The sequence below is a fragment of the Paenirhizobium cremeum genome (genome assembly GCF_022884085.1).
Lineage (GTDB): Bacteria > Pseudomonadota > Alphaproteobacteria > Rhizobiales > Rhizobiaceae > Allorhizobium > Allorhizobium cremeum.
Map to the genome: position 1 here is coordinate 61,347 of NZ_JAGGCS010000013.1, position 22,126 is coordinate 83,472.

Here is a 22,126-nt window from a genome sequence, read left to right on the forward strand (position 1 = left end):
TTCAGAAGGGCCAGAAGCTCGATGCGTACTGACCCGCCTCTGTTAGCCAAGCCACAGAAGCATGATACCAGCCGATCACGGTCCCGTAGACCTTGATCAGGATCGCGAGGATCCCAACGGAGACCATACCCCACACCATCATCTTGCCGACGATGTCGGCAGACTTGGGGTCGTTTACTTCCACCAAATAGGTGTTCTGATTACCGTCCTGCATGACACTTTAGCGATCACGGTCGTCCCGATTACGCTCCCTCTGTTCAACCTGTTCACGCTCCAACTCCTCGAGCCGAGGAATGTGCTGTTGCGCGGGATCAGTCCGAGTGGTCTCGCCGCCCCGCTGGGCCGCTTCCCTGTCTCTGTTTACACGATCTTGCTGCCGCTGAGTAGCGTCCACCGTCTCAGCGAGCTGGTGAGCCTCACGCTCCGCTTGCCCAATCGGACGTTCCTCTTCCAGATCCACCCTGAGATCGCGTTGGCGATCGTCGGCAGTATCCGCAATTATCGGCTGCTTGTTTGACTTGTTTTCGTCCCCACGCTCTTCATTGCGCTCAATGGTCTCGATCTCCGCGCGCAGTTCCGGATCTTCGTTGGCAACATCCCCGAGATAGCCGTTTCCGGTAGCGGCGAGTTGAGCTGCATGATGAAGCGAAGCCTCAAGGCCCTTCTCATACTGCTCCCGGTTTTCGTCTCCGAGCTCGCCGGCTTCGATATGGGCGAGGCCGGAGCGATAGTGTTCCACATTTGCCATCGCATCGTGACCAGCCTCAACGACAGCCTCTCCATGCTTGGCAACAGCCGCCTCCCACTGGAGGTTAGCATTCGTCTGCTCTTGCACCTCAGATGCCGTTCTTTCCGGCGCGGCACCACCCTCTCTGGAGACGTCGCCAGCAGCGTTTCGTCCATCCTGCTCATCAAGTCCACGCTCCTTCATTTCGAGCATCTGCCTGCGCAGATCGACGATCTCGCGAGCGAGGGAGGAAACTTCTTCGAAGCCTGACCGGTCCTCTGGACCGGCGCTGCGCTGAAGGTTGAACAGAGCCGTTTCAACCGTCTTTTCGTACGCTTCGAACTCTGGGCGTGTCTGCTCGCGCATGTCCTTTGCCTCCGACAACATGTCTCTGATTGCTAACATATTGGAGCGGTAATCACCGCCAAAATCCGCATGAATGACCGAACCAGCAGGCGATTGATCCAGTTGGGCAAGGCCGTTTTCCAGATAGGAGCTATGCTGAGCGGCGTACGCCGCAACCACTGTGTCGCCGGCGTTGACTGCAATCTTCTGCCAAGTCTCCTGCGCTTTTAGGATGTACTGGCGGCTCCTCTGGCTCGTCGCCACCACGCGTCGACCAGCTCGCTTTGCGTCATATCGCGCCTGTGCCGGATCGCTGGTGCCTACATGCTCGGTTCGACCGTCATGCCTGACGGCGCGAACCTGATTTCGCGTGAAGGCTGGCGGCGTAGCGAACTCGCGCCGATCGGTCATTTCCATATTAATGCCGTGGTCACGCGCCTTCTCGGCCATGACCTCACGCCATTGCCGGAAGGTGGCCGGAGTCGTCTCGATCCGGTCGCCCGCTTCCGAACGCATGGTAACGATGGCATGGGCATGAACATGCGGCCGCTTGCCCCCCTCCCCTGCTTCTTTCGGATCGTTCTCCGGATCGTGCATAGCGAATACGTACCGATGGCCCGCAAACTGCTCAGCCAGGAAGTCGCGAACAGCTCCTTCGAACGCGACAGCATCCGTGCCGGCACGCGCCGACATGATCACGTGCATCACGTCACGGCTCTTGCGGCTGTGCAGCTCATCCCGCCATTCCTTTTGCACCAGGCCGCCCGCAGCCTTGTCATCGGCAACCGAACGTCCCTGATCGTCTCGAACGTCGTTCCGCTGCGCGATCAGGTCTCGCAACTTGGCAGCGCCATATTCCACGCCGTTGCCATAGCCTGTGAACGAGAAAGCCGCAGGGGCCTCTTTCGCAACGGCGCTGGCGTTGAAACGCTCCTGAACGATGGCGGCCGCCTCGGCGTCAGCCGTCAGCCGCTCGCCCTGCCCGCTGCGCAGCACGACATAGCCCTCGACCTTCAGCGATCCATTGTTTCGGGTTTCGACAAAGTAAGCGTAGCGTCGATCACCAAAGCCACTGCTGAGAATGTCCCGCACCTTCTCATGTGGGTTCGAGCCGCCGGAAACGCTCACCTCGACGCTAAACGCGCCGATATCGCGGCTCTCGGTCCTGTTTTGGAAAAGGTGATCCCAATCGCCACGGAGACGCGCCAGCTCCTCACGGCCACGCAACGTCTCGCCGTTCTCGTTCTCAACCTTCAGCTCCCCCCCTCTGGAAACATAGTTGAGCATCGAGCCGACGCGGGCGCCACCACCGTAGGAAGCCAGTTTGACCACGGCGGGCTGGCTCCCTTTGGCAACGCTCGCAAGCCGAACGTCCATTGATCGCATAGCACCCGAACCGGCAGCCATCGTCCTCGCAGGCGATGACACGTTGAATGCCGAAGTCCTCACCCCTCCCCTAGATCCCGACCCGCCTTTAGACATCCCAACCTGGTGCTGCAGATTCTTCAGTCTCTTCTCAAGCTCTTCCTCGACAGCGCTCCCACGGCCGCCGAGCGTCATTTCGTGCAATAGCGCCGCGCGCCTTTGCTCCCATTCGCTTGTGAAAGTGCCGAAAAAGAACTCCACGGCCTACACCTCGCCTCGGCGCTCATGCCCGGCACGGCGCGAAAGTGTCCGCAGCTCACTCATTACGGCCGCCTGAATCCGCTGGACGTTGCCAAGGTTGATGTCCAGCTCTGAGGGATGGACACCCTTTCCTGCATTCAGGGAGCGGGCGACCTGATTCAAATTGATGCCGATCATCCGCATGTCTTCGAGCAATGCGGCCATGATCAACCTGTCTTCCGCAGTCAGAATAGGTCGAACGCCAGCACCTTCGAGGAGCAGCGAACGGAAAAAAGCAGAGACACTCATACCAGCCGACTTGGCCGCTTCTTCGATAGCCGAATGCTCTGCATCGCTGACGCGGACGTTGATGAGACGCCCCTTGCGTTGCTTGGCTGTCGGAACTTCGATCGTGTCTTCACTCATCAATCAATTAAGCCTTCCCGGAGCCTTGCGACCATCATCGTGGGCTTGTCCCACGATCGCAATGCAAAATGTAAAACATTTTTACGTATCCTGCCAATCCAAACTTAAAGCACTATCCCCCAATTTGAACCAAATTCCACCTCTCGACTGGCTCCACTTCGCTTCGCACTCTTTCCGTTGGAACGCTCACCAGGGTTCACCGCCAAAACCGCTTCTGAAGGCCTTTGTCTGTCCCTCGTACTCAGGCGAAAGGGACGCTTCGCTGTTCGCCCTTGCGCCTTCCGTGCGAGCGCCAAGTGAGGCCTCACGCGGCTCCGGGGTTCACCACTCGACCCAAACACTTGTAAAAACCACACGACTAACTCGTGTGGTTTTAGAGATGTTCCGAGACGTGCGTTCACACGCATGTTTTGATCTTAACCTGCGTGTGTTCACATGGTAGGTTTGCTTCGATGTGAAGATCTTAACGACGATACTGATGTGCCGATTGAACCCACGTCGGATCGCTAGGGGGGCGGGGGAACCATTAGTCTTGAGAGGATCGTGCAATGGCAATCTGCATATCGCTGGTAAGCGGCAAGGGTGGAGCGGGCAAGACAACCGCCGTAATCCTAGTCGCTGGAGAATATGCGCTTCATGGTAAGCAAGTGCTCTTGGTCGATGCCGATGGCCGACAAAACCTGAATGAGTGGTGGTCCCGTTCCGAGGCGAAAGACAACAGGCCAGACGGCATTGAGCTTCGCACGGCAGTAACCAACGCATCACTTCAGCATATTCTGGAGAACGAAACGCATGGGTTTGACGTCGTGCTGATCGACTCGCCCGGTCAAGACACCGTGCTGCGAGACACGATCATCGCCGGCTCGGACATCGTTATGACCCCGATCCAGCCAAACCAAGACGAGATTCTTGCTGCCGGCCAGGCAGCAATGGACGTGGCTGACACCTGCGATCGTACCGGGCGAAACATTCCACATCTCAACTTCAGAACCCGGATTACTCTCCCGGGACGTTCACTGGAAGCCTACCGCCTGATACGCCCCTTCATCGCAAACTTGCAGGAACAGGGATATGATTCATACCTCTTGGACACTGAGCTTTATGAGCGAAACCCATACCGCGACATCAGACTTGGATATGGGACGCTACAAATGCTGGAGCTGAGCGACTCAGTCAAAAAGGCCCGGAGCGAGGTCATGACCTTGATGCAAGAAATTGAACGTTTCCTGCCGAACGAGCAGAAGAGGTCGTAAGATGGCTAAAGGGACTTCCAGCATATCTGATTTTCCCGTTGCACCGCGACGGTCCCGGGGGAATGTACCCAATCCAATGTCGCAGCCGGCTATAGACAACGAAGCAGAAAACGCGGTCGCCAGCCATCAACCGGACCAGGTCGCTGTCGAAGAAGCTCCCGCTCAGGTACCAGCCGTTCAGGTGCCCCCAAGATCAAGTTTGATTTTGCCCTCACCGGAGACTCGCCGGGAGAGAGCGACGAACAAGTCGTTGGAGCGTGAGGCGTCCAGAATACGACTGCAGGAGCTCAAGCAGAACAAGGCGCGCGAGAGCAAGCACTTCGTCAATTGCCCTCTTGATTACGACACCAAGAAACGCTTGGAGCGCGCAGCCTCTGAAAACGACTTAAAAATGACGGTGATCGTCAAGGCCGCAATCGACCAGTTCCTGAAGGATAATGGTTATTTGTAGCGGCTTGCCAACATAAGCGCCTCTGCTCGCAAACATCGGCATTTTCTGCTCGAATTATCTGACAATGGAGCGGGCGTCGTGCTCACGCTCTTTGCCAATGTGCTCGCAAACATCCGGGTCTGCTTGCAAACATCCCCCACGTGCTCAGATTAATTGCCAGCGACGGCATGGTCAAACCGGGACGCCTGCCTGTCGTAGTTGCTCGGTCAGCTGACGGGAATATTCGGGATCAAGGGTGCCCGCCAGGAAGGCGCGGATATCCGACGGCCGAGCATTGAGGTGCGTGACCAGAGCCGTCGCATCGTAACCATTTCGGGTCAACGTCGGTTCGAGATCGTCGATGGCGCGGGACAGGACCTGCTCGACGATTTCGGCGGTAACCGGCTTGGCGCCGAGGCGAAAGCCCTGCTCGAATGCGAGGGTGAGATGCATCTCGATCTGAAGCGGCGTGCGCAAACGTTCGGCGATGAGGTCGATGGCTTCTTCCTCGAGGAGTTCGCCAACCTTTACGCCTTCGGCCGCACAGGCGCCAAGCAGCCAGGCAACATAGTCGCGGCGCGCGGAGCCGATCCCCTCGTAGTCAAAAATGGTCGTGCGGTAGCCAATCTCCTCCATTTGCGGCCGGCGCAGATCATTGCGCAACCGGGGATGCCCGACAAGAAGTACGGAAAGGAGCACGCCGGCGTCGGCGACCACCTCCATCAGTCGCTTCAGGCCGGTTAAGGTCTTGTGGTGCAGGTCATGGGCCTCGTCGACCACGAGGACGATCGGCCGTTTGCCTTTTTTCATGATGTCGCGCAGGTCGCGCTCCCGGCGCTCGGCCTGCTTGGGGATCTTGACCTGCGCACGATCGCCGGGAGACAAGTCGTAGAACAGGGCTTCAATGAGCGATGGCAGCGAAGTGCGCCGCTTGTCGACCGCCAGCGATTTGGCGAGTGCGACCTTGCCGGCTTTGGTGAGTTCGGCCTCGATGCGGCGCAAAAGGTGGGTTTTCCCCGAACCGACCAGGCCGGAGACCACGACAAGCCGACCGGTCTGGACGGCCGCACACACCTCGCGGATGATCGTGCGCTGATGCTCGGTCTCAAAGTTGCCGGCCCCTTGGAAAGGCCGGTCGAGGCCGTAACTGGATTGAACGTCAGCGAGCATCATTCTTCCTTTCTTCGCGCCTGGAAGCGTTCGCGGATACGGGCCGCGATCATCTTTTTGTCGAGTGTTTCTCCAAGCAGTTCATTGATGAAGGCGCGGTCACCGGCATTCATCGCGCCGATCGGCCGGCCGAGCTGGTCGGCGATGGCCCCACGGGCTGCGAGGCCATTTGGATAAGCGGTCTCTATTGCGGGTTCCGGAAACGGTGTCCGCCGTACACTCAGCCCAGCCGTGGTCGGGGGCAGCGAAGGCAATGGACGATCCCCGCCGGTGACCGCGGCGCGGGGGAGCCCAAGTTGGTCTGCCAGGCGCACCACCTTGTCGAGCCGCTCTTCGAGCTTGCTCTTCTGGTATTTGCGATAGCGAAAGAGGGGAACCGCCCCGCGCGAAGGTTGGAATGGACCGAAGCGCTTGCCCTCATGCTCGACGAACAGTTCCTGATCGAACAGGCCCCAGAGCAAGGTCACCGTTTCGCCGGCAAGTTCGGGCTCGACCTCATAGGATGCGCCTTCGACCGATACGGTCGCGTCTCCAGCAACCGTCCGTCGTTCCGGTTCGCGCGCAAAGGCGCAGAACCGCTCCCAGGAGCACATCGCCCGCACCCCGTCAGGAGGAAGATGCCGCAGCCAATCCTCGATGCGTGCATGAGACTCTGTGCGATGGTCGCCGTTATTGTAGGTGACCAAGGCGCGCCTGAGCCAAAGGTTGGCTTCCTCTTCGTCCTTCGGCTTGTGGAAATGATAGAGGGTCTCGTGCACTTCCTTGATCGTGCGAAACGGCCGCTCGACCTTGCCTTTCGCTCGCGCCGGCGTGCGCCGCTCGCTGTCCGACGGGGGCATATGCGTGAGAACCCGGACACCAAGGCTACCCATGACGGACTGGAAAACGCGCGAGCGGCTCACCGGCCCGTTATCCATATGGATGGTCGTTGGAATCCCCTGAAGCGGCAGTTCCGGTTCAGGCTTGGCGGCGAAGGCATTGTAGAGAAAGCGCAAGGCGGACTCCGCGTCCTCGCCGTAGACGGAGCGGTATTCCTGATAGCTCGCGCCGGAGCGATCATCGACCACGGAGAACAGCATCAGCGTCGGCCGGCCGCGCCCTTCCTCGACCCAAAGCGGCGCTTCCACCTGCTTCAGGTCGGACGGGCTCATGTCGAAGTGCCAGAGTTCGTTGGAACGCCGCGCCTGGAATCGGACGGCAGCCACCGGGCGGGTGACGCGCGCATAATCCAGGCCGGAAACACGCAGCAGCCGATCGACCGTTGCGCGTTTCAAGATGCCGGGCGGTGCACGGACCAGGCCATCGGGCGTCACCACGCCGTCTTCCTCAAGCAGCTTGATGGCGCGCGCCGTGGAGATATGCCGCCCCTTCCGGTTCGCCGTTCTGATCTTCAGGGCCGCGATGATTTCGGCATAGGTTTCCATCTCCGGCTGCGGGGCGATCCGGGAGGTTCCGTGATCGGCGCGCCGTACGGATTTCGGGCGGTTCAACTCCCGCAGCGCCCGATACAGGGTCCAGATCGAGATGCCGTAGGCATCGGCGGCACGAGCAACAATCTCGGTACGGCCTGGATCACGGGGAGAAAGCAGCGACAATCGGCGTCGAAGATCGACAAGAGCCTCTCCGGGCGGCCGCTTTCTCCGCTCAGCCATGGACGTCCTCGGATTCCACTGTTTTGGGAGAGCCACCCTTCTTGCCGATATGACGATAGAGGGTTGCAACAGAAACCCCCATGCGCTGCGCAATATTGCGTACCGGTATGCTGCCTTCCTTCATCAGGGCGCGCGCCGCGGCAATATCGCCCGGGCGCATCGCGGGCGGGCGGCCACCCTTGCGGCCACGTTGCCGCGCCTCGACCAGTCCAGCCGTCGTGCGTTCGCGGATCAGAGCACGTTCGAACTGGGCGATCGCACCGAAGACATGGAAGGTCAGCATGCCGCCCGGCGTCGTCGTATCAATGCTCTCGGTCAAGGACACGAGCCCGATCTTCGCGCGCTCCAACTCTTCCGCCGTCGCGATGAGCTTCTTTAGCGATCGCGCCAACCGATCGAGTTTCCAGACAACGAGCGTGTCACCAGTGCGAAGCACGTCGGAGAGAATTCGGCCCAATTCCGGGCGGTCATCGCGAGCGCCTGACCCGCGCTCGGTAAACACCTTCTCGCAACCGGCGCGTCTCAGCGCCTCAAGCTGAAGCTCCGGATTTTGATCGATCGTGCTGACCCTGGCGTACCCGACCCGCATAGCCATCCAAATGTTCTTGAAAGTCGTTGGACAGTAACCGGTGTTCTGCCCCCACATTGGCAGCCGCTGCCTGATCTGTGATCGACATTCCATGGATGAGCGACAAGGAGTTTCTCCATGGAGTCTACGGTGGAGGTTTTCACAACGCGACGGAGCAGGCGCGAGGCGCATCGCCAATGGCCTGACGAGGTCAAGGCACGGATCGTTTCGGAGAGTTTGAGACCAGGCGTAACGGTGAATGAAGTGGCTGAACGCTACGGGCTGAAGGCCAACCACCTGTCATCGTGGCGGACGTTAGCGCGGCAGGGCAAGCTGGTGCTGCCAGAGCCGGACGACGCGGTCGAGTTTGCGGCCATCGTTGTTGATGCTCCATCGCCGGAGCCGCAGCCCGCCAAGGTCGCTTCCCGCGTCGAGATCGTCGTGGGTCCAGTTACAATCTTTCTTGAGGAAGGCGCGTCAGCGTCACGGATCGCTGCCATCGCCCGCGCCCTGGCGGCGACGACATGATCTTTCCGTCGAACCGGGTGCGGATCATGGTGGCGACCAAACCTGTCGACTTCCGCAAGGGTCATGACGGTTTGGCGGCTTTGGTGAAGAACGAGCTGCACAAGGACCCGTTCACCGGAACGGTCTTCGTGTTCCGGTCTCGCAAGGCGGACCGCTTGAAGCTGATCTACTGGGATGGCTCCGGAATCGTCATGGCCTACAAACGGCTTGAAGAGCACACATTCACTTGGCCTGGCATCAAGGATGGATTGATGTCACTGACCCACGCTCAGTTCGAAGCTTTGTTCGCAGGCCTTGATTGGCGGCGGGTTCATGCTGTCCAGACGAGAACTCCAGAGGCCATCGAATAGCTGCGGCACGATGACTCAGCACGGCAGATTTCGAGGGCAAATCGGCTCCAGATTTGGTAGTTTCCAGCCATGCTTGATGCCGCCGACCTTCCCGATGATATTGCCGCCCTGAAGGCGATGCTGATCGCGGGGCAGGCACGCGAGGCGGCCAAGGATGTCGCGATAGCCAGCAAGGACGAACATATCGTCCGCAAGAATGAGCGGATCGAACGGCTTGAGAAGCTCGTGGCCGCATTCAAGCAGGCAGCCTTCGGACGCAAGTCCGAGAAGACCGATCCTGACCAATTCGACCTGGCGCTGGAAGACCTGGAGACGGCCATGGCTGTCATCCATGCCGAGGATGAGGCGGACGTTTCTGCTGGAAACCGGATTGCCAAGCCACGCGCTACCAATCGCGGTTCCCTTCCAAAGCATCTTCCCCGTGTCGAAGAGGTCATTGAGCCGGAAAGCCTCATCTGCGCCTGCGGCGGTTGCCTCCATTGCATTGGCGAGGATGTCTCCGAACGGCTGGACATGGTCCCGGCGCGGTTCCGCGTCATCGTCACTCGTCGCCCCAAATATGCTTGCCGCGCCTGCACTGACGGTGTCGTTCAAGCTCCGGCTCCAGCACGGCTGATCCAGGCAGGGCTGCCGACGGAAGCGACCGTCGCGCATGTTCTGGTCTCCAAGTATGCCGATCACCTTCCGCTCTATCGGCAGGCACAGATCATGAGCCGCCAGGGCATCGATCTCGACCGATCAACGCTGGCCGATTGGGTAGGTCGGGCAGCCTACGAACTGCGGCCCGTCTTCGATGCGCTGATCGCCGATCTGAAGCGCTCGACCAAGCTGTTCATGGACGAGACCCGCGCTCCGGTTCTCGATCCCGGCTCCCGCAAAACCAAGACCGGATACTTCTGGGCACTGGCGCGTGATGATCGCCCATGGGGCGGCGGTGCTCCGCCAGGGGTCGCCTTTTCCTACGCGCCTGGTCGCGGTGGCATTCACGCCGAACGGATATTGCAGGGTTTCTCAGGCATCCTGCAGGTGGATGGCTATGCCGGATACAACAGGCTGATCGCACCCGAGCGTGTTGGTCCAGACATTCAGCTCGCCTATTGCTGGGCGCATACCAGGCGCAAGCTGGTGGAGATCACCCGCAACGGGTCAGCACCGATTGCCGAGGATGGCGTCAAGCGGATCGGCGAGCTGTATCGTATTGAAGCCGAACTGCGCGGCCTTGATCCCGAGGCTCGTCTCGCTGGACGGCAAGAGCGATCAGCGCCACTCGTCGCAAACCTGCATAGCTGGCTCGTCCATCACCGCGCCCGCGTGGCAACGAAGTCGCCGCTCGGCGAGGCACTGGCCTACAATGCCAAATACTGGGATGGCCTGCAGCTATTCCTGATCGACGGACGCGTCGAGATCGACAACAACACCGTCGAGCGGACCATCCGGCCGATAGCGCTCAATCGGAAGAACGCGCTCTTCGCAGGTCACGACGCTGGGGCAGAGAACTGGGCGATCATCGCTTCGCTGATTGAGACCTGCAAGCTCAATGCCGTCGATCCTCTGGCCTATTTGACCGTAACGCTCACCGCCATCGTCAACGGTCACAGGCAGAGTTGCATTGATGAGCTTTTGCCGTGGAATTATTTGGAACGAACAAACGGCTGAGGTCTGCTGTTGGCCCAAACCGGTCATTCCAGAACCGAGCTACACATGTCTGAGATGGGGTGGGAACGGGACGGGCAGGTTTCGGGCGACCACGCCGGGAAAGCTGCCGGTCCGCCAATGTCAGAACTGGAGCGGGACGAGGAATGCGCAACTCACTCCTTGTCCCCACTCAGTTCCTTCAGCCAACCCATGACTTCATGGGCAACCTGTCTGACCCGAGTCACCGACAGCCCCGCATCGATCATGCAAAAGAAAAGCATCCGTCGCCGATCTTCTTGGTGCCGCGAAAGTGGAAAGGATGTCGCCACCTCAAGGAGTTCTAGGTGTTCATGCGCGATCCGGGTGACCCAAAATGCTTCCATCATCGGCGCAAGAAGATCAGCATTTTCGAGCCAGGACTTTCCACCAAAGAAATCCTGAACAACGCGCTGCCCGGCACCCAAACAATCGTATTGCACGCAGCCTCGGAAGCCCACGTCCGCTAGGTTGGAGTGTATCCTGCATCGACCGCACGCGTTCAGATTCGGGCAGGGCGACCCCGCTTCTTTGTCGATCGCGAACAGATCGGAACGGTCAAAGGCCAAACCGACGCAGCACAGTGCTGCGCAGCGCTCGCAATCGGAGCGCAAAGAAATGACGTTCATCTTGGGAACTCCCGCGCAGCGCGCGTCCCATCCCAACGATGGTACGGCCAGTGCTGCTTGGGAAAAATTCCGTCGGCCTCACGCAGAGACCGACAAGAGCTTCTGTTTACCGCGCGGGACTAACCTTAGCAACTCTAGATTTTCGGGACGTCCGCTTTTCGGGACAGTCAGGTTTGGCCCCTAATGACCACAATGGGGTCGATACAAGCCCTTCATCAACGCGTGCGCCTACGTCCGGTTTTGGCGCATTCTCGCCATCAATGTCGTAGCGGCATTTTTCGGAAAGCCCAATCAAGATTGGTCAATGTGCGAGGAAAACACCGCTTACGTTGGACACATAGCATTTTGCGACAACCGTTTCTATAACAGTTTTGAGAAGATTCCATCGCGCCATTCAAGGGGCGTGACGGCATGCGCTATGGCATGCTCAAAAACCCTCGTTTATGACAAACGATCCATGGAAACCAACTATGTGTCTGACGGCCGAATATTCGCGACATGGAGCAGGGAACCTTACGCATCGAAAATCGGGCGGTCCCCGATCTTGTCCCCCTTGTATGGGATACTCCGGGAATTGAGGCGGCGATACCAAAGGATGCGGTCGGCCAGGCCGTTACCATGTTCGAGCCGCAGGAATGCGCCAACTACTTCAAATCTTGCGGATATGACCCCGAGTAATGTGGACGTGCTCTAGGTCACCCAGAGGGGCGCTCGCATCGAGTATAACCTTAAGCGCGATTGCTTCCGGTGAACCATCCTCCATATGTACGGGATGTACAGCCCACACAGACTTTTCGAGAACCACATTCTCAACAGAAACCTCATAAAGCCTACCCGACGCGAGCTCATCGAGGACAGTGCTCCTCATCACGATCGAAATGCCGAGACCAGCTCGAACTGCATGCTTCACAGCCTCAGTGCTCCCGACATTGAATGAGATTGGGAATTGCTCTGCCGCTTGGCCGAAGGCCTCGCGGAGCACGGATCCGGTACCGGTTCCACGTTCTCCGCCAATGAGGGACTCTTGAAATAACTCTGCCGCTTCAATTGTTTTTCGCGTCCTCCAATTATGCTGTGGGGATACGATTATTACCAGCTTTTCCTTCCGCCAAAGGCGGGCTTGATATCCTTTTCGATCGTCCCACCATTCGGTAAAGGCTAGATCAATCTCCTTCCTCAAGAGCTTTTCGATGATTTCAGGATTTGAGGCAACGGCCACCTCAGGTGGCCGGCCTTGAGCATCCTGTAAACGCTTCAAGTGGACTGGCAAAATATAGGTACCGATGTTAGTACTGGCACCCAACGTAATCCGGCCGCTGTGCAGGCGGTCCAGAGATCTCTTCGTGACGGTCAAAAGGCTGCGTGCGAATGGCAAGAATACGAGCCCTTGCCGAGTCGGCACACACTTGTCCTTCCTCCTCTCGACCAGCCGCACCCCTAGTATATCCTCCAATCGTTTCACATTATGTGAGACAGTCGGTTGGGATATCTGAAGCCGTCGCGACGCCTCGTGAAAGCTGCCAGTTTCGATTACCTCTATGAATGCTGCGACATGCGAAAGGCTAAACATTACTTTCTCTAATCAAGGAATTAGTTGAACCTCGTTAATTGCCGCACGAGGTCTTCGGCCTTGGACAAAATCTATAATGTTGTCAGCAGCCTCGTGCTCGATAGCCAAACGCGACTTCGCCACTGCTGAGCCTATGTGGGGTGTCAAGATCGAATCATGTTCGCGATTGAGGAGACCCCCGTGGACCTTGTCAGGCCGGTCGGGTCTGGCCCAGTCCTCCATCTCATAAACATCAGCGGCGTAGCCTCCCAAGCGCCCCGCCTGCAATGCAGCGACAACAGCCTCTTCATCAACCACGCTTCCGCGTGCAGGATTAATAAGAAGTGCTCCTTTGGGCATTTTGGCGAGTTGTTCAGCGCCGAGGAGATGCTTCGTTTCGGCCGAAAGCGGGAGTGCACACACAAGAAAGGTAGACGACGAGATCAACTGGTCAAATTCAAGAGGCTTTACGTTCAGTCTGATCTCATCGGCTTTGTCCAGGGATTGACGATCCCAGTACGACACAATGGCGCCGAAGGTACTTAGGCGCTGTGCTATAGCTTTTCCGATCGCTCCCATCCCTAAAATGCCGATTGCTGTGCCCTGCAGCCCAAGGCCGTAAAACCGAGGGCGCCAACCTTTGTAATCCCTCCTGACGCTCTTGTCGCCTGGCAGAATGTGCCGCCCAAGAGCAATCATCAGACCGATTGTAAGTTCGGCTGTCGGGTCAGTGAGAAGATCGGACACTATCGTGACGTGGACTCCACGCTGCGTGCAGGCTTCGATGTCGAAGTTATCGAAGCCTTTCAGCGCACATGCCACAAGTTGAAGATCGGGAGCGTGCGCGAGTACAGACGCGTCGATCATGTCCGGCATGAACGCCATCATCGCCTTGGCGTCGCTCAATTCTGCGAGCAGTTTCTCGCGGGGCCATGTATCATCAGTATCGTTGCAAACTAAACGAGCGTGGGGAGATAGCTTTGAGATAATCTCCTCGTGGACGCGATGGGTGATTACTACCTTTGGGAGCATTTAATTTATCCTTCTATTGCAGCTGGCGGCGGAGGAGAGCGCCGACCTGGTCAACGATGGTGACCATCAGAAGGACAACGAGCATGATCGCAAGAACCTCCTGATAATTCATGATCCGGAGGGATGTCATCAACTCGAAACCGATACCACCAGCTCCCACAGTGCCCAGGATTGTCGAGGCGCGGAAGTTGTACTCCCACCGATAGATGGTCACATCGGCCAATTGCGGTAGAACTTGTGGCAAGATCGCCCGCGTCACGATCTGGAACGGCGACGCACCAGCTGCGCGTGCGGCTTCTATAGGCGCATTATCGCAATGCTCGATCGCCTCCGCAAAGAACTTGCCCACCATGCCAACCGAGTGAAGACCAAGAGCCAGCACGCCTGGGAGCGCTCCAAATCCCACTGCCGCCACGAAGACGATGCCCATAATCAGCTCCGGGATCGACCGTAGACCATTCAACAATCCACGCGAGATCATATAGATGACAGCGTTGGGTGCTGTTTTCCCTGAGGCGAAAAAGCCAACTGGAAGTGATATCAGTACCGCGATCGCAGTCCCAGCTATACTCATCGCCAGAGTGTCGATGAGAGGGCTGATCCACTCCAAGCCTCGGTTGAAATCCGGGGGAAACATTTCCGTACCGAGCTGCCAGAGCGCAGGAAACCCAGATCCCAGACGCTCCAGATCAAGAAGACCGGAGTGATAACTGCTAACAATGATCACACACGCAATTGCCAACGCGATCACGCCAGCTCTGGTCCAAGCTTTGTTTTGATGTTGAAGGATAGAGTCGTAGTCGGCCGACGGCTGTGTCATCACATATCCTGGAAGAAAGGACGCAGGCCAGCGCCTGCGTCGAAAGGTGAGAAACTGTCTCGAACGCGCCTTACTGACTCAGGTCCAAGTTCAGCACTTTACCGAGCTCACGGACGACGTCGTAGGCTTTGTCATCGATCGGAGCGAACCCATCGGCTTTGAAGGATGCCAATACCTTTTCGTCTTTAAGGTCGATGAAGGCTTTGGTGATCGCCTCTTTCAACGAAGTGTCAAGATCCGACCGCATGGTCCAGGGGTACTGCGGGAACGGATCGGACTCGGCGAGGGCGATAACTTTCTTAGGATCAATGGTGCCACGAGCGACCATTGAATTGTAGATGGGCAACGAAAGTCCGCCAATCTGAGCATTGCCATTCTGCACTGCAATAGCCACGGCATCATGCGACCCTACGAAGTTCTCGCTATAGTCTTTTCCAGCCTCAACTCCGGCCTTAAGCAGCATAGATTTCGGGATAAGGTGGCTTGAGGTGGAAGCCACGTCCCCAAACGCGACCTTTTTCCCTTTTGCATCTTCAAGGCTTTCGATGCCAGCCTCTGCATTGGCGACAACTACAGCGCGATAGGTAGTTTCGCCATCCTTCATAACTGCTGCGAAAGGCTCGATATCAGCCTTGGTTTTCGCGAGCGTGTAAGAGAGCGGCCCGAAATAAGCCAACTCAAGCCGGCCGAAACGCATCGCTTCGATCATTGACGAGTAGTCGGTCGTTACGATCAGTTCAATCTCCCGACCGAGTGTCTTCTCAAGATACTCCTCGAGAGGACGATTGTTTTTGATGACAGTGGCGGCGTTCTCGTCCGGTAGCAACGCGACGCGCAATGTCTCTGGATTTGAGCCAGCATGCGCCAACGAACTCCAGCCAAGAACGGCGAGGAATGCGAGGGACAGAAGCTTCTTCATAATGCGGCCTCCATGGCAGCTAAAGGTTGATCATACTCGTAGTTGGACAAATCTTGTGTTGTGGTCGGATTTCTTGGGGCGCTGCGGTAGATCGACGCACACATTTGATCGGTCAGTTCGTCGACAGCGGCGTCCGCAACCACTTCCCCGTCGCGCATAGCAATGACCCGGTCGCCGAACCGGCGAGCTAGATCGATCTGATGAAGGCTGATCACAGCAGTGATGCCGTCGGCTGTGCATATTTCGCGAAGCTGCGACAGGACCTCGACAGCCGTTTCAGGGTCCAGACTTGCAACGGGCTCATCTGCAAGGACCAGTTGGGGCTTCTGGACCAGCGCGCGCGCAATGCCCACCCGTTGCTGCTGACCGCCGGATAGTTGATCCGCCCTGACGAGAGCCTTATCAAGAAGGCCTACGCGTTCAAGGCATTCCAACCCCAGCCTTCGATCCGAACGCGGCATAGGGAACAACGTACGCCAGCCAGAGTGGTAGCCCAGGCGGCCCGTCATGACGTTGTCGAGCGCGCTCAAGCGCCCTATGAGTTGGTGCTGCTGGAATATCATCCCAGTTCGCCTTCGGTGAATGCGAAGCTTAGTTTCCGCATCCAGAGCACCAATATCGTTAGAAGTGATCGAACCAGACGTCGGCGCAACCAAGCCGTTGAGTGTCCGGATGAGGGTAGATTTGCCTGCGCCGGATCTACCGAGGAGCACGACGAACTGACCCTGGTTGAACGTCAATGTCGTTGTCTTCAAAGCTTGGGTGCCGTTGGCATAGGTCACGGCAACTCCGTTCAGAGCCAGCATCACAATAATCCTGATCGTTAGTGGTGCATCGATTGAATATTTGCATCACTATGGGCGACATATGACGTCCGTTTATCAGGCTCGTGAAACTTCAATGACAGCACTTAAACTCAGCTCTACCTCCTCGCGTAGCTGCGATGGAGAAATTTCACCCAGAGCCGCCTGATCATGACGGCCCGGTCCCAATTCTACACCACCTTGACGGATGCTATCCCATATTCGGCCAGATAAACCGGCCCTTCTCCAGCCGCCGGGTAAAAAGGCAGGCGCCCAGACCATCATGCCAGATGATCTTCAAAATATCCGATCTGCGGCCCCTGAAGACGAAGAGATGCCCTGACAACGGATCATGCTGCAGAACCTCCTGCACCCGAAGCGCCAAGGAGGGAAAGCCACAGCGCATGTCCGTATATCCGCGCCTTCCTGGCGGGCACCCTTGATCCCGAATATTCCCGTCAGCTGACCGAGCAACTACGACAGGCAGGCGTCCCGGTTTGACCATGCCGTCGCTGGCAATTAATCTGAGCACGTGGGGGATGTTTGCAAGCAGACCCGGATGTTTGCGAGCACATTGGCAAAGAGCGTGAGCACGACGCCCGCTCCATTGTCAGATAATTCGAGCAGAAAATGCCGATGTTTGCGAGCAGAGGCGCTTATGTTGGCAAGCCGCTACAGTTATTGATCCTCGACCTTCGATTTCTGGCCGGGGTGGCCGTGGGCACCACCCTTGGCTTCTTGATCAACCCTGAAGCAGCGGAGAAGGCAGGGATCGACATTCAGTCCATAAAGAGGACTATGCCTCTTATTGGTTCTTCTCCAGCCGAGCCGGTCAAACAAGCTGATTGGCCAACCAACGAACACGCGAAACGGGAGCTGTTCCGGTTTGCGATGTGGGACTTTGAGACATTTGGGCCGAAGTCTGAGATTTTGATCACAAGGTGCATCAGCATCGACCAGCTTTTATTGGCATGCGAAATGCGCGTGAAGCTGAGCTGGATCTCCGAAGAAAGAACGGTCGAAGGCGTTTTTCAATCCAGCGCCCACAGCTGGAGCCTGATCGCTGCGAAAGCCGTGAACAGGAATGCTCCCACTGGATATTGAGGTGACGGACAACGCGCCCTGAGTTGCGGATTTGATATCGAGGAGATCAGCATCCTGGCATTCATTCCCCCCACTTTTGTTAGGGCTTTGTAACTGGCGCGCAGGATGACAGTGCCTTAATGGCACGTTATGGTGCGTGATATCTGCCACAGGCGGATTTGGGGACTGAGGGAATACCGACTGTGCGGAATCTATCCGACTATATCAAATCAAGGGAACTGGTTGAGACTACAGATCCAGATTTCCAGAGACCCTTGTACCGCAAGGAGGGATTCGGCGGCATAGTCAGCTTCGGCGAGATCGACGCAAAACTTTCCGCATTCCTACTCGACGAACGCGCGAAAACTGGTCTGACCCAGAGTGATTTCGCGACCCTGGCTGGTCTCGCTCGAGTGGTCTACAGCCGCTACGAACTGAACATTTCGCGACTGACCGTCTCTCGAATGATTCACCTTTCCGAGCTCCTTGGGTTCCTGCCGATGCAGATGATTCATGCCGCTGCACCTCATCTCTACGGTAAAAATCCTGAAGAGGCAGATGATCGTGTTGAACTCTTCAGACTCATTCATGACCTCCCGCATGACACCATACGCAGTTTGATCGGTATAGTTGGCCAACTGACGCCTAAGGATGTTCTTGAAGCTCGGCAAAAAGCGGAAGCGGAGGCCGAAGCACAAGCTGAGGCCGAACGCCAACGACTGACTAGAAAAGCGGCGAGAGTCAGCAGGAAAGGCCGTCCCCCTGGCCGGCCACCAGGTCGAAAATCATCCAAGGTCGATACCCCGACAGACGATTGAAGAACGGAAAGGGCCGTCAAGTGATGGCCATTTAGGAACGCGTCGTCCCTCACCCCGTTTTCCGATCGCTGTTCGCATTTGCACGCATCAGCGACATCAGCATCGGTCCCAGTCCGAACTCCCCTCCCCTCGCCCGGCGCGTGAGATCGCGGAGATATCCACCTGCCGAATTGATATGCCCTGCCCTCTCCAAGATTGCAGCCATGGCAACCGCCGCGTTCTCCGGCCCCATCACCTCGCAAGCCTCCTGGTAAGCCGACGGGCTAACACCAAGCATTGATCGTACCACCACCGCGGCGCCCATCAGCTCGCGCCAATGGGAGATCGTGCCGCCGGGCCCGTAGTCCGAAATCTGCGGGCAGGCTTTCAGGACCATCGACAGCGGGAACGCCTTCATCTGTTCCGGCTTTGCCAACGGCTGAGCAACCGCTTTGGGTGCTACTTCCAGCTCGACGGCTCCGCCCTGCTCTTTTCCAGAGCTAGGTTCAAGTTCATAGATGGATTCGGGTTTTGAATTCTGTATGTGGCAGCCATTTTGAACAGCATTGCCGTCCATATTTTGAGAATCTAACTGATTTTCCAGAAGGTTGAGGATTTCGGTGCGCAAAAGCTGCATCTCGTCGAGGATTGCCTCCACCTGGCGACGGTCAGGATTGCGGGGAAGTCGGCTGATAATGCCGACATACATGTCTTCGATGGCTTCCCAGTCGCCGTCAGCCCCCTCCTCCATCGCGGCGGAAATTAGCTTGCNAGCCCCCTCCTCCATCGCGGCGGAAATTAGCTTGCGTACATCACGCCGGCAGATAGTCAGCGACTCTTTAGTTCGTCTGAACCGCAGGCGCTCAGCAGCGACTTCTTGTGCCAGTGCTGCAAGTTCCGCAGCGCGAGCCAAAAGTGGAGAAAGATCGAATCCAAAGGCCTGCTCGATATCGCCACCCTTGTCACGGTGAGCGTAGCGCTTGCCGTTCGGACTATCCTTGCGCTGGATGAGCCCGGCTTCGACCAACGCAGCCAAATGCCGCCGCAAGGTCGTTCCGGTAATGCCGTGCGCTCTGACAGACAGCTGGGCATTGGATGGAAAGACCACCAATCCACTATCGCAGTTGAGCTCGCTCTCTGGATAGAACGTCAGCAATGCGTCCAGCACAGTCAGCGCCCTGTCCTGGAGCCCAAGGCGTTCACGGGCCTCACAGGCGTCGCGAAACACTTTCCATTTTTCGACCGGGCGGTTTAGTTTCGTCTCGGACGTCTGGAGCTGCCTCTTTACAAGAGCAAGCACAGCCGGCCGCCGCCCAAAGGGCGTCGTCACATTTCCCGTCTGCATATTCCTTCACCTTTCTTCAGGCAAAAGAAATCCGCTCACCAAAACGATGCCAAAGACTCTTGACTGGGATTCATGGAAATGCGATTCTCGATCTTGCTAGGAATTGAGAGAGGCTTCCATGACGGAAACGTTTTGGGGGCCTTTTTCTTTTGTCGCGGTCTCTCCTCTTGACCAATTAACGAGTGTCTCGATCACACCTCTTGGTGAGTTGGATCGGAATGATTGTTGTATTCGTTTAGAAGATCAGGCATTCGGTCCGCCAGCCAGCGCGCGAAAGCGCGTTCCTGCTTCGGGATTGAGACCGTAGTTCCAGCTGAATTACTCTTCATGCGGCCAAAAACTCGGTCACCCACGGCGAAGTCAACAATCTCTTCAGTTGGTTCCGCAGTCACTTTGTCGGCTGCAGCACTTGCAGCTCGTATCGCTTGGGCAATACGGCTGGAGCTGTCAGCGCCTCGAAACTCGACCGTGTTGATTATCTTGCGAACACGTGCTGCGCTGCTCGGATCTTTCAGCAACTCGGCAAATGCGGTCCATTTCGGTCGACCAACTCCTTTTGCTCTACCGATCGCAAGAATGATGTCTTCGGGAACCGCCTCCGTCACTCGAAACAGATGCGATATTGCCGCTTCTGAAGTTCCCAAGATTGGGCACATGGCGCGATGGGAAAGGCCAGCACTTTTGAGCTGTACTGCCCACATTGCCTGCTCGATCCAGGTCAGGTTTTCCCGAACACCATTCTCAAGCGATTGCTCTTCAATCAATTGCCGATCGGAAAGCTCTCGAACATACGCTCGAATCTTTATGGTCTCCGGTCGATCCGCTTCTGTCATTATGGCCTTGATCGCCGCCCATCGACGGTACCCGTAGGCAAGCTGATAATGATCCGGTTTCGTCGGATGCGGCCGAACGAGAACCGGAATTTTTTGGCCTTCGCTTGCGATAGAAACCTTAAGCGCCTCGAGCTCTTTGGCCGCATCTTCGTCGTTGCCAAAGCGATCTCTATAGGGGGAGCGGTCGATACGGTCAGGATCGAGTGAAATGACACTATCTTCGGTGAGCTGTGTCAGTGCTCGACCCACATTGGAAATGACAGGTGAAGAGTGCCGCCGCGCCAGCGAGTGCTTGTCAGACGCGTCCGACACCACAGTAGATTCTGTCCGGTTTTCGGCGGCCGCCATTCGCTGAAGGATGCTTTTCTTCATGTGCTACGCCCCCAAACTTTGTGAACGAGGTCGAGGATTTCGGAGTTAACTCGATCAGCGCTCTCAATTGCACGCTTCAACGCTTCACGACCGACCTCGCCCGACTCAAGCTCGTATAGGGTCTTCTTCGCTACCGCTGCACCGGCGATTGCCGTCGATTCGAGCGCCTCCGCAACGAGTACATCATCACCAAACAACCGGCGCATGACTCCAGACATGTACTTCTGGGGCCCGTCATTCGGGTTCACGCGAGTGAGCAGGAAACGGAAAAAGTCATGCTCAAATTTAGCTCCAAACTGCCCCAGAACTTCCGATAGATCGGAGATCATGATCAGGAACTGATTGCACGATGCAACGTCGAGCATCGCCGGATGAACGGTAATGATTAAGGACGTGGCTGCGTAAAGAGCGGCGAGCGTCGAGTATCCAAGGGACGGTGGGGTGTCGATGATCACGATATCGTATCGATCATCGACACGGGCCAGGGCGCTGCTTAACCGCTCGAAAAACAAACCCAAGTCATCTCTGGTTTTCGAGGTCAGATAGGATGGGGTATCAAACTCAAAATCCATTAGCTCCAGATTTCCAGGAACTAGATCGACACCCGGGAAATAGGTTGGCCGGATCACTTCAGCGAGCGGCCGCCTCTCATTGTCATATCGAATGGCTGCATAGGCTGTCTGGTTCTCGCCGAGATCGAACTCGGGCTGAATACCAAATAGCGCAGTCATCGATGCTTGCGGATCAAGATCCAGACACAGGACCCGATAACCCTGAAGCCCTAGAAAATGTGCGAGATGGATAGAAGTGGTTGTCTTGGAACTACCACCTTTAAAATTGGCCGTAGCAATTACCTGAAGCTTTTCTCCTTTGCGACGATGCGGGAGCAGTTCGCCAGCTTCGTCCGGACGAAGTTCGGCCAAGAATGCCCTCAGTTCCTTGACCTGTTCTATCGTGTAGGTTCGCCTATTGTTTTCTGCACGCTCGGGCAAAGGCCCCTTCCCTTCCAGCGTCAACTGGCGAAGAGTACTTTCCGGAATCTTGAGTAACCGCACCAGGTCCAGGGTTGAGAATGTCCGGCCAAATGTTTTCTGCGCAGAGGGTGGATAGACAGCCTCACGCATATCGTTCAGCTCCGCAGAGAGTTTCGAGGTGTAGACCCCGATCTTCGACGCAGTGTCTCTGACGCTCTGAGAAGTTGGCTGCAACATTCAATCCT

At 57.1% G+C, this 22,126-nt stretch carries 23 protein-coding genes; 7 read left to right on the plus strand and 16 right to left on the minus strand.

Translation table 11 applies throughout. The features are described from left to right. Position 1 precedes the first annotated feature (1 nt). The 3 genes from J5N58_RS20410 to J5N58_RS20420 are packed head-to-tail and all read right to left on the minus strand — an operon-like array spanning position 2 to position 3,103. Positions 2-214 (minus strand): hypothetical protein, encoded by a 213-nt coding sequence (locus J5N58_RS20410; RefSeq protein WP_230175213.1) that lies wholly within the window; start codon positions 212-214, stop codon positions 2-4. A gap of 6 nt (positions 215-220) precedes the next feature. Next, complete coding sequence (locus J5N58_RS20415; RefSeq protein WP_203021047.1) at positions 221-2,698, minus strand: relaxase/mobilization nuclease domain-containing protein; 2,478 nt, start codon at positions 2,696-2,698, stop codon at positions 221-223. Between the two features lie 3 nt (positions 2,699-2,701). Continuing rightward, positions 2,702-3,103: a DUF6290 family protein gene (locus J5N58_RS20420; protein WP_133675526.1), complete on the minus strand. Its 402-nt coding sequence runs from the start codon at positions 3,101-3,103 to the stop codon at positions 2,702-2,704. A 548-nt stretch (positions 3,104-3,651) separates the two neighbouring features. Between J5N58_RS20420 and J5N58_RS20425 the strand changes: the two genes are divergently transcribed. Further along, positions 3,652-4,356 carry a ParA family protein gene (locus J5N58_RS20425; RefSeq protein WP_137040027.1) on the plus strand — a complete coding sequence of 235 codons (705 nt, stop codon included), beginning with the start codon at positions 3,652-3,654 and terminating at the stop codon, positions 4,354-4,356. A 76-nt stretch (positions 4,357-4,432) separates the two neighbouring features. Beyond that, complete coding sequence (locus tag J5N58_RS20430; RefSeq protein WP_244712665.1) at positions 4,433-4,807, plus strand: hypothetical protein; 375 nt, start codon at positions 4,433-4,435, stop codon at positions 4,805-4,807. A gap of 171 nt (positions 4,808-4,978) precedes the next feature. On the opposite strand, the gene J5N58_RS20435 is transcribed toward J5N58_RS20430, so the two are convergent. From J5N58_RS20435 to J5N58_RS20445, 3 genes are read right to left on the minus strand one after another with little or no spacing between them, the layout of a single operon-like run. After that, entirely contained in the window at positions 4,979-5,959 is a 981-nt protein-coding gene (locus J5N58_RS20435; RefSeq protein WP_003501092.1) for an ExeA family protein, read from the minus strand. Continuing rightward, the gene (locus tag J5N58_RS20440; protein ID WP_003501095.1) at positions 5,956-7,608 is read right to left on the minus strand and encodes an IS481 family transposase; all 1,653 of its coding nucleotides are present in this window, start codon (positions 7,606-7,608) and stop codon (positions 5,956-5,958) included. Before J5N58_RS20440 ends, J5N58_RS20435 begins: the two co-directional genes overlap by 4 nt. Further along, on the minus strand, positions 7,601-8,203 hold the full coding sequence (locus J5N58_RS20445) for a recombinase family protein (RefSeq protein WP_003501098.1): 603 nt from the start codon (positions 8,201-8,203) through the stop codon (positions 7,601-7,603). The genes J5N58_RS20440 and J5N58_RS20445 overlap by 8 nt, the downstream gene beginning before the upstream one ends. Before the next feature lie 111 nt (positions 8,204-8,314). Between J5N58_RS20445 and tnpA the strand changes: the two genes are divergently transcribed. From tnpA to tnpC, 3 genes are all read left to right on the plus strand, one after another. Continuing rightward, positions 8,315-8,704 carry an IS66-like element accessory protein TnpA gene (gene tnpA, locus J5N58_RS20450; protein WP_244712669.1) on the plus strand — a complete coding sequence of 130 codons (390 nt, stop codon included), beginning with the start codon at positions 8,315-8,317 and terminating at the stop codon, positions 8,702-8,704. Continuing rightward, positions 8,701-9,054 carry an IS66 family insertion sequence element accessory protein TnpB gene (gene tnpB / locus J5N58_RS20455; protein ID WP_244712671.1) on the plus strand — a complete coding sequence of 118 codons (354 nt, stop codon included), beginning with the start codon at positions 8,701-8,703 and terminating at the stop codon, positions 9,052-9,054. The genes tnpA and tnpB (J5N58_RS20455) overlap by 4 nt, the downstream gene beginning before the upstream one ends. Positions 9,055-9,123: 69 nt before the next feature. Beyond that, a complete protein-coding gene (gene tnpC / locus J5N58_RS20460) occupies positions 9,124-10,710 on the plus strand; it encodes an IS66 family transposase (protein WP_244712673.1) in 1,587 nt (528 codons plus the stop codon). Positions 10,711-10,862: 152 nt separating this feature from the next. Here the strand turns inward: tnpC and J5N58_RS20465 are convergent, their stop codons facing one another. From J5N58_RS20465 to tnpB (J5N58_RS26065), 7 genes are all read right to left on the minus strand, one after another. After that, positions 10,863-11,354, minus strand: coding sequence for a hypothetical protein (locus J5N58_RS20465; RefSeq protein WP_244712676.1), 492 nt, complete (start codon positions 11,352-11,354; stop codon positions 10,863-10,865). A 649-nt stretch (positions 11,355-12,003) separates the two neighbouring features. Continuing rightward, a complete protein-coding gene (locus J5N58_RS20470) occupies positions 12,004-12,924 on the minus strand; it encodes a LysR family transcriptional regulator (RefSeq protein ID WP_003501100.1) in 921 nt (306 codons plus the stop codon). 12 nt (positions 12,925-12,936) lie between these two features. Beyond that, the gene (locus J5N58_RS20475; protein WP_003501101.1) at positions 12,937-13,935 is read right to left on the minus strand and encodes a phosphonate dehydrogenase; all 999 of its coding nucleotides are present in this window, start codon (positions 13,933-13,935) and stop codon (positions 12,937-12,939) included. Between the two features lie 13 nt (positions 13,936-13,948). Next, on the minus strand, positions 13,949-14,755 hold the full coding sequence (gene phnE / locus J5N58_RS20480) for a phosphonate ABC transporter, permease protein PhnE (protein WP_006473411.1): 807 nt from the start codon (positions 14,753-14,755) through the stop codon (positions 13,949-13,951). A gap of 70 nt (positions 14,756-14,825) precedes the next feature. Then, the gene (phnD, locus tag J5N58_RS20485; RefSeq protein WP_046802286.1) at positions 14,826-15,674 is read right to left on the minus strand and encodes a phosphate/phosphite/phosphonate ABC transporter substrate-binding protein; all 849 of its coding nucleotides are present in this window, start codon (positions 15,672-15,674) and stop codon (positions 14,826-14,828) included. Beyond that, positions 15,671-16,480 carry a phosphonate ABC transporter ATP-binding protein gene (gene phnC, locus J5N58_RS20490; protein ID WP_006473175.1) on the minus strand — a complete coding sequence of 270 codons (810 nt, stop codon included), beginning with the start codon at positions 16,478-16,480 and terminating at the stop codon, positions 15,671-15,673. Before phnC ends, phnD begins: the two co-directional genes overlap by 4 nt. A 208-nt stretch (positions 16,481-16,688) precedes the next feature. Then, positions 16,689-16,982 (minus strand): IS66 family insertion sequence element accessory protein TnpB, encoded by a 294-nt coding sequence (tnpB, locus tag J5N58_RS26065; RefSeq protein WP_080600525.1) that lies wholly within the window; start codon positions 16,980-16,982, stop codon positions 16,689-16,691. A gap of 131 nt (positions 16,983-17,113) precedes the next feature. Here tnpB (J5N58_RS26065) and J5N58_RS20500 point away from each other — a divergent pair, with 131 nt between their 5' ends. Both J5N58_RS20500 and J5N58_RS20505 read left to right on the plus strand, forming a co-directional pair. Then, entirely contained in the window at positions 17,114-17,581 is a 468-nt protein-coding gene (locus tag J5N58_RS20500) for a hypothetical protein (RefSeq protein WP_203021049.1), read from the plus strand. A 254-nt stretch (positions 17,582-17,835) separates the two neighbouring features. Continuing rightward, on the plus strand, positions 17,836-18,378 hold the full coding sequence (locus J5N58_RS20505) for a helix-turn-helix domain-containing protein (RefSeq protein WP_244712678.1): 543 nt from the start codon (positions 17,836-17,838) through the stop codon (positions 18,376-18,378). 49 nt (positions 18,379-18,427) lie between these two features. Here J5N58_RS20505 and repC read toward each other — a convergent pair whose 3' ends face one another. The 3 genes from repC to repA all read right to left on the minus strand — a co-directional run bounded on the left by repC (position 18,428) and on the right by repA (position 22,118). Next, complete coding sequence (gene repC, locus J5N58_RS20510; protein ID WP_244712680.1) at positions 18,428-19,702, minus strand: plasmid replication protein RepC; 1,275 nt, start codon at positions 19,700-19,702, stop codon at positions 18,428-18,430. Positions 19,703-19,893: 191 nt separating this feature from the next. Beyond that, positions 19,894-20,907 (minus strand): plasmid partitioning protein RepB, encoded by a 1,014-nt coding sequence (gene repB, locus J5N58_RS20515; protein WP_115672734.1) that lies wholly within the window; start codon positions 20,905-20,907, stop codon positions 19,894-19,896. Next, entirely contained in the window at positions 20,904-22,118 is a 1,215-nt protein-coding gene (gene repA / locus J5N58_RS20520) for a plasmid partitioning protein RepA (RefSeq protein ID WP_244712682.1), read from the minus strand. Before repA ends, repB begins: the two co-directional genes overlap by 4 nt. Between the last annotated feature and the right edge of the window lie 8 nt (positions 22,119-22,126).

Coding starts and splice junctions, on each gene's coding strand:
- J5N58_RS20410 (WP_230175213.1), bottom strand. CDS start 214: ATGCAGGACGGTAATCAGAACACCTATTTGGTGGAAGTAAACGACCCC.
- J5N58_RS20420 (WP_133675526.1), bottom strand. CDS start 3,103: ATGAGTGAAGACACGATCGAAGTTCCGACAGCCAAGCAACGCAAGGGG.
- J5N58_RS20425 (WP_137040027.1), top strand. CDS start 3,652: ATGGCAATCTGCATATCGCTGGTAAGCGGCAAGGGTGGAGCGGGCAAG.
- J5N58_RS20430 (WP_244712665.1), top strand. CDS start 4,433: ATGTCGCAGCCGGCTATAGACAACGAAGCAGAAAACGCGGTCGCCAGC.
- J5N58_RS20435 (WP_003501092.1), bottom strand. CDS start 5,959: ATGATGCTCGCTGACGTTCAATCCAGTTACGGCCTCGACCGGCCTTTC.
- J5N58_RS20440 (WP_003501095.1), bottom strand. CDS start 7,608: ATGGCTGAGCGGAGAAAGCGGCCGCCCGGAGAGGCTCTTGTCGATCTT.
- J5N58_RS20445 (WP_003501098.1), bottom strand. CDS start 8,203: ATGGCTATGCGGGTCGGGTACGCCAGGGTCAGCACGATCGATCAAAAT.
- tnpA (WP_244712669.1), top strand. CDS start 8,315: ATGGAGTCTACGGTGGAGGTTTTCACAACGCGACGGAGCAGGCGCGAG.
- tnpB (WP_244712671.1), top strand. CDS start 8,701: ATGATCTTTCCGTCGAACCGGGTGCGGATCATGGTGGCGACCAAACCT.
- tnpC (WP_244712673.1), top strand. CDS start 9,124: ATGCTTGATGCCGCCGACCTTCCCGATGATATTGCCGCCCTGAAGGCG.
- J5N58_RS20465 (WP_244712676.1), bottom strand. CDS start 11,354: ATGAACGTCATTTCTTTGCGCTCCGATTGCGAGCGCTGCGCAGCACTG.
- J5N58_RS20470 (WP_003501100.1), bottom strand. CDS start 12,924: ATGTTTAGCCTTTCGCATGTCGCAGCATTCATAGAGGTAATCGAAACT.
- J5N58_RS20475 (WP_003501101.1), bottom strand. CDS start 13,935: ATGCTCCCAAAGGTAGTAATCACCCATCGCGTCCACGAGGAGATTATC.
- phnE (WP_006473411.1), bottom strand. CDS start 14,755: ATGACACAGCCGTCGGCCGACTACGACTCTATCCTTCAACATCAAAAC.
- phnD (WP_046802286.1), bottom strand. CDS start 15,674: ATGAAGAAGCTTCTGTCCCTCGCATTCCTCGCCGTTCTTGGCTGGAGT.
- phnC (WP_006473175.1), bottom strand. CDS start 16,480: ATGCTGGCTCTGAACGGAGTTGCCGTGACCTATGCCAACGGCACCCAA.
- tnpB (WP_080600525.1), bottom strand. CDS start 16,982: ATGGTCAAACCGGGACGCCTGCCTGTCGTAGTTGCTCGGTCAGCTGAC.
- J5N58_RS20500 (WP_203021049.1), top strand. CDS start 17,114: ATGTTTGCGAGCAGAGGCGCTTATGTTGGCAAGCCGCTACAGTTATTG.
- repB (WP_115672734.1), bottom strand. CDS start 20,907: ATGAAGAAAAGCATCCTTCAGCGAATGGCGGCCGCCGAAAACCGGACA.
- repA (WP_244712682.1), bottom strand. CDS start 22,118: ATGTTGCAGCCAACTTCTCAGAGCGTCAGAGACACTGCGTCGAAGATC.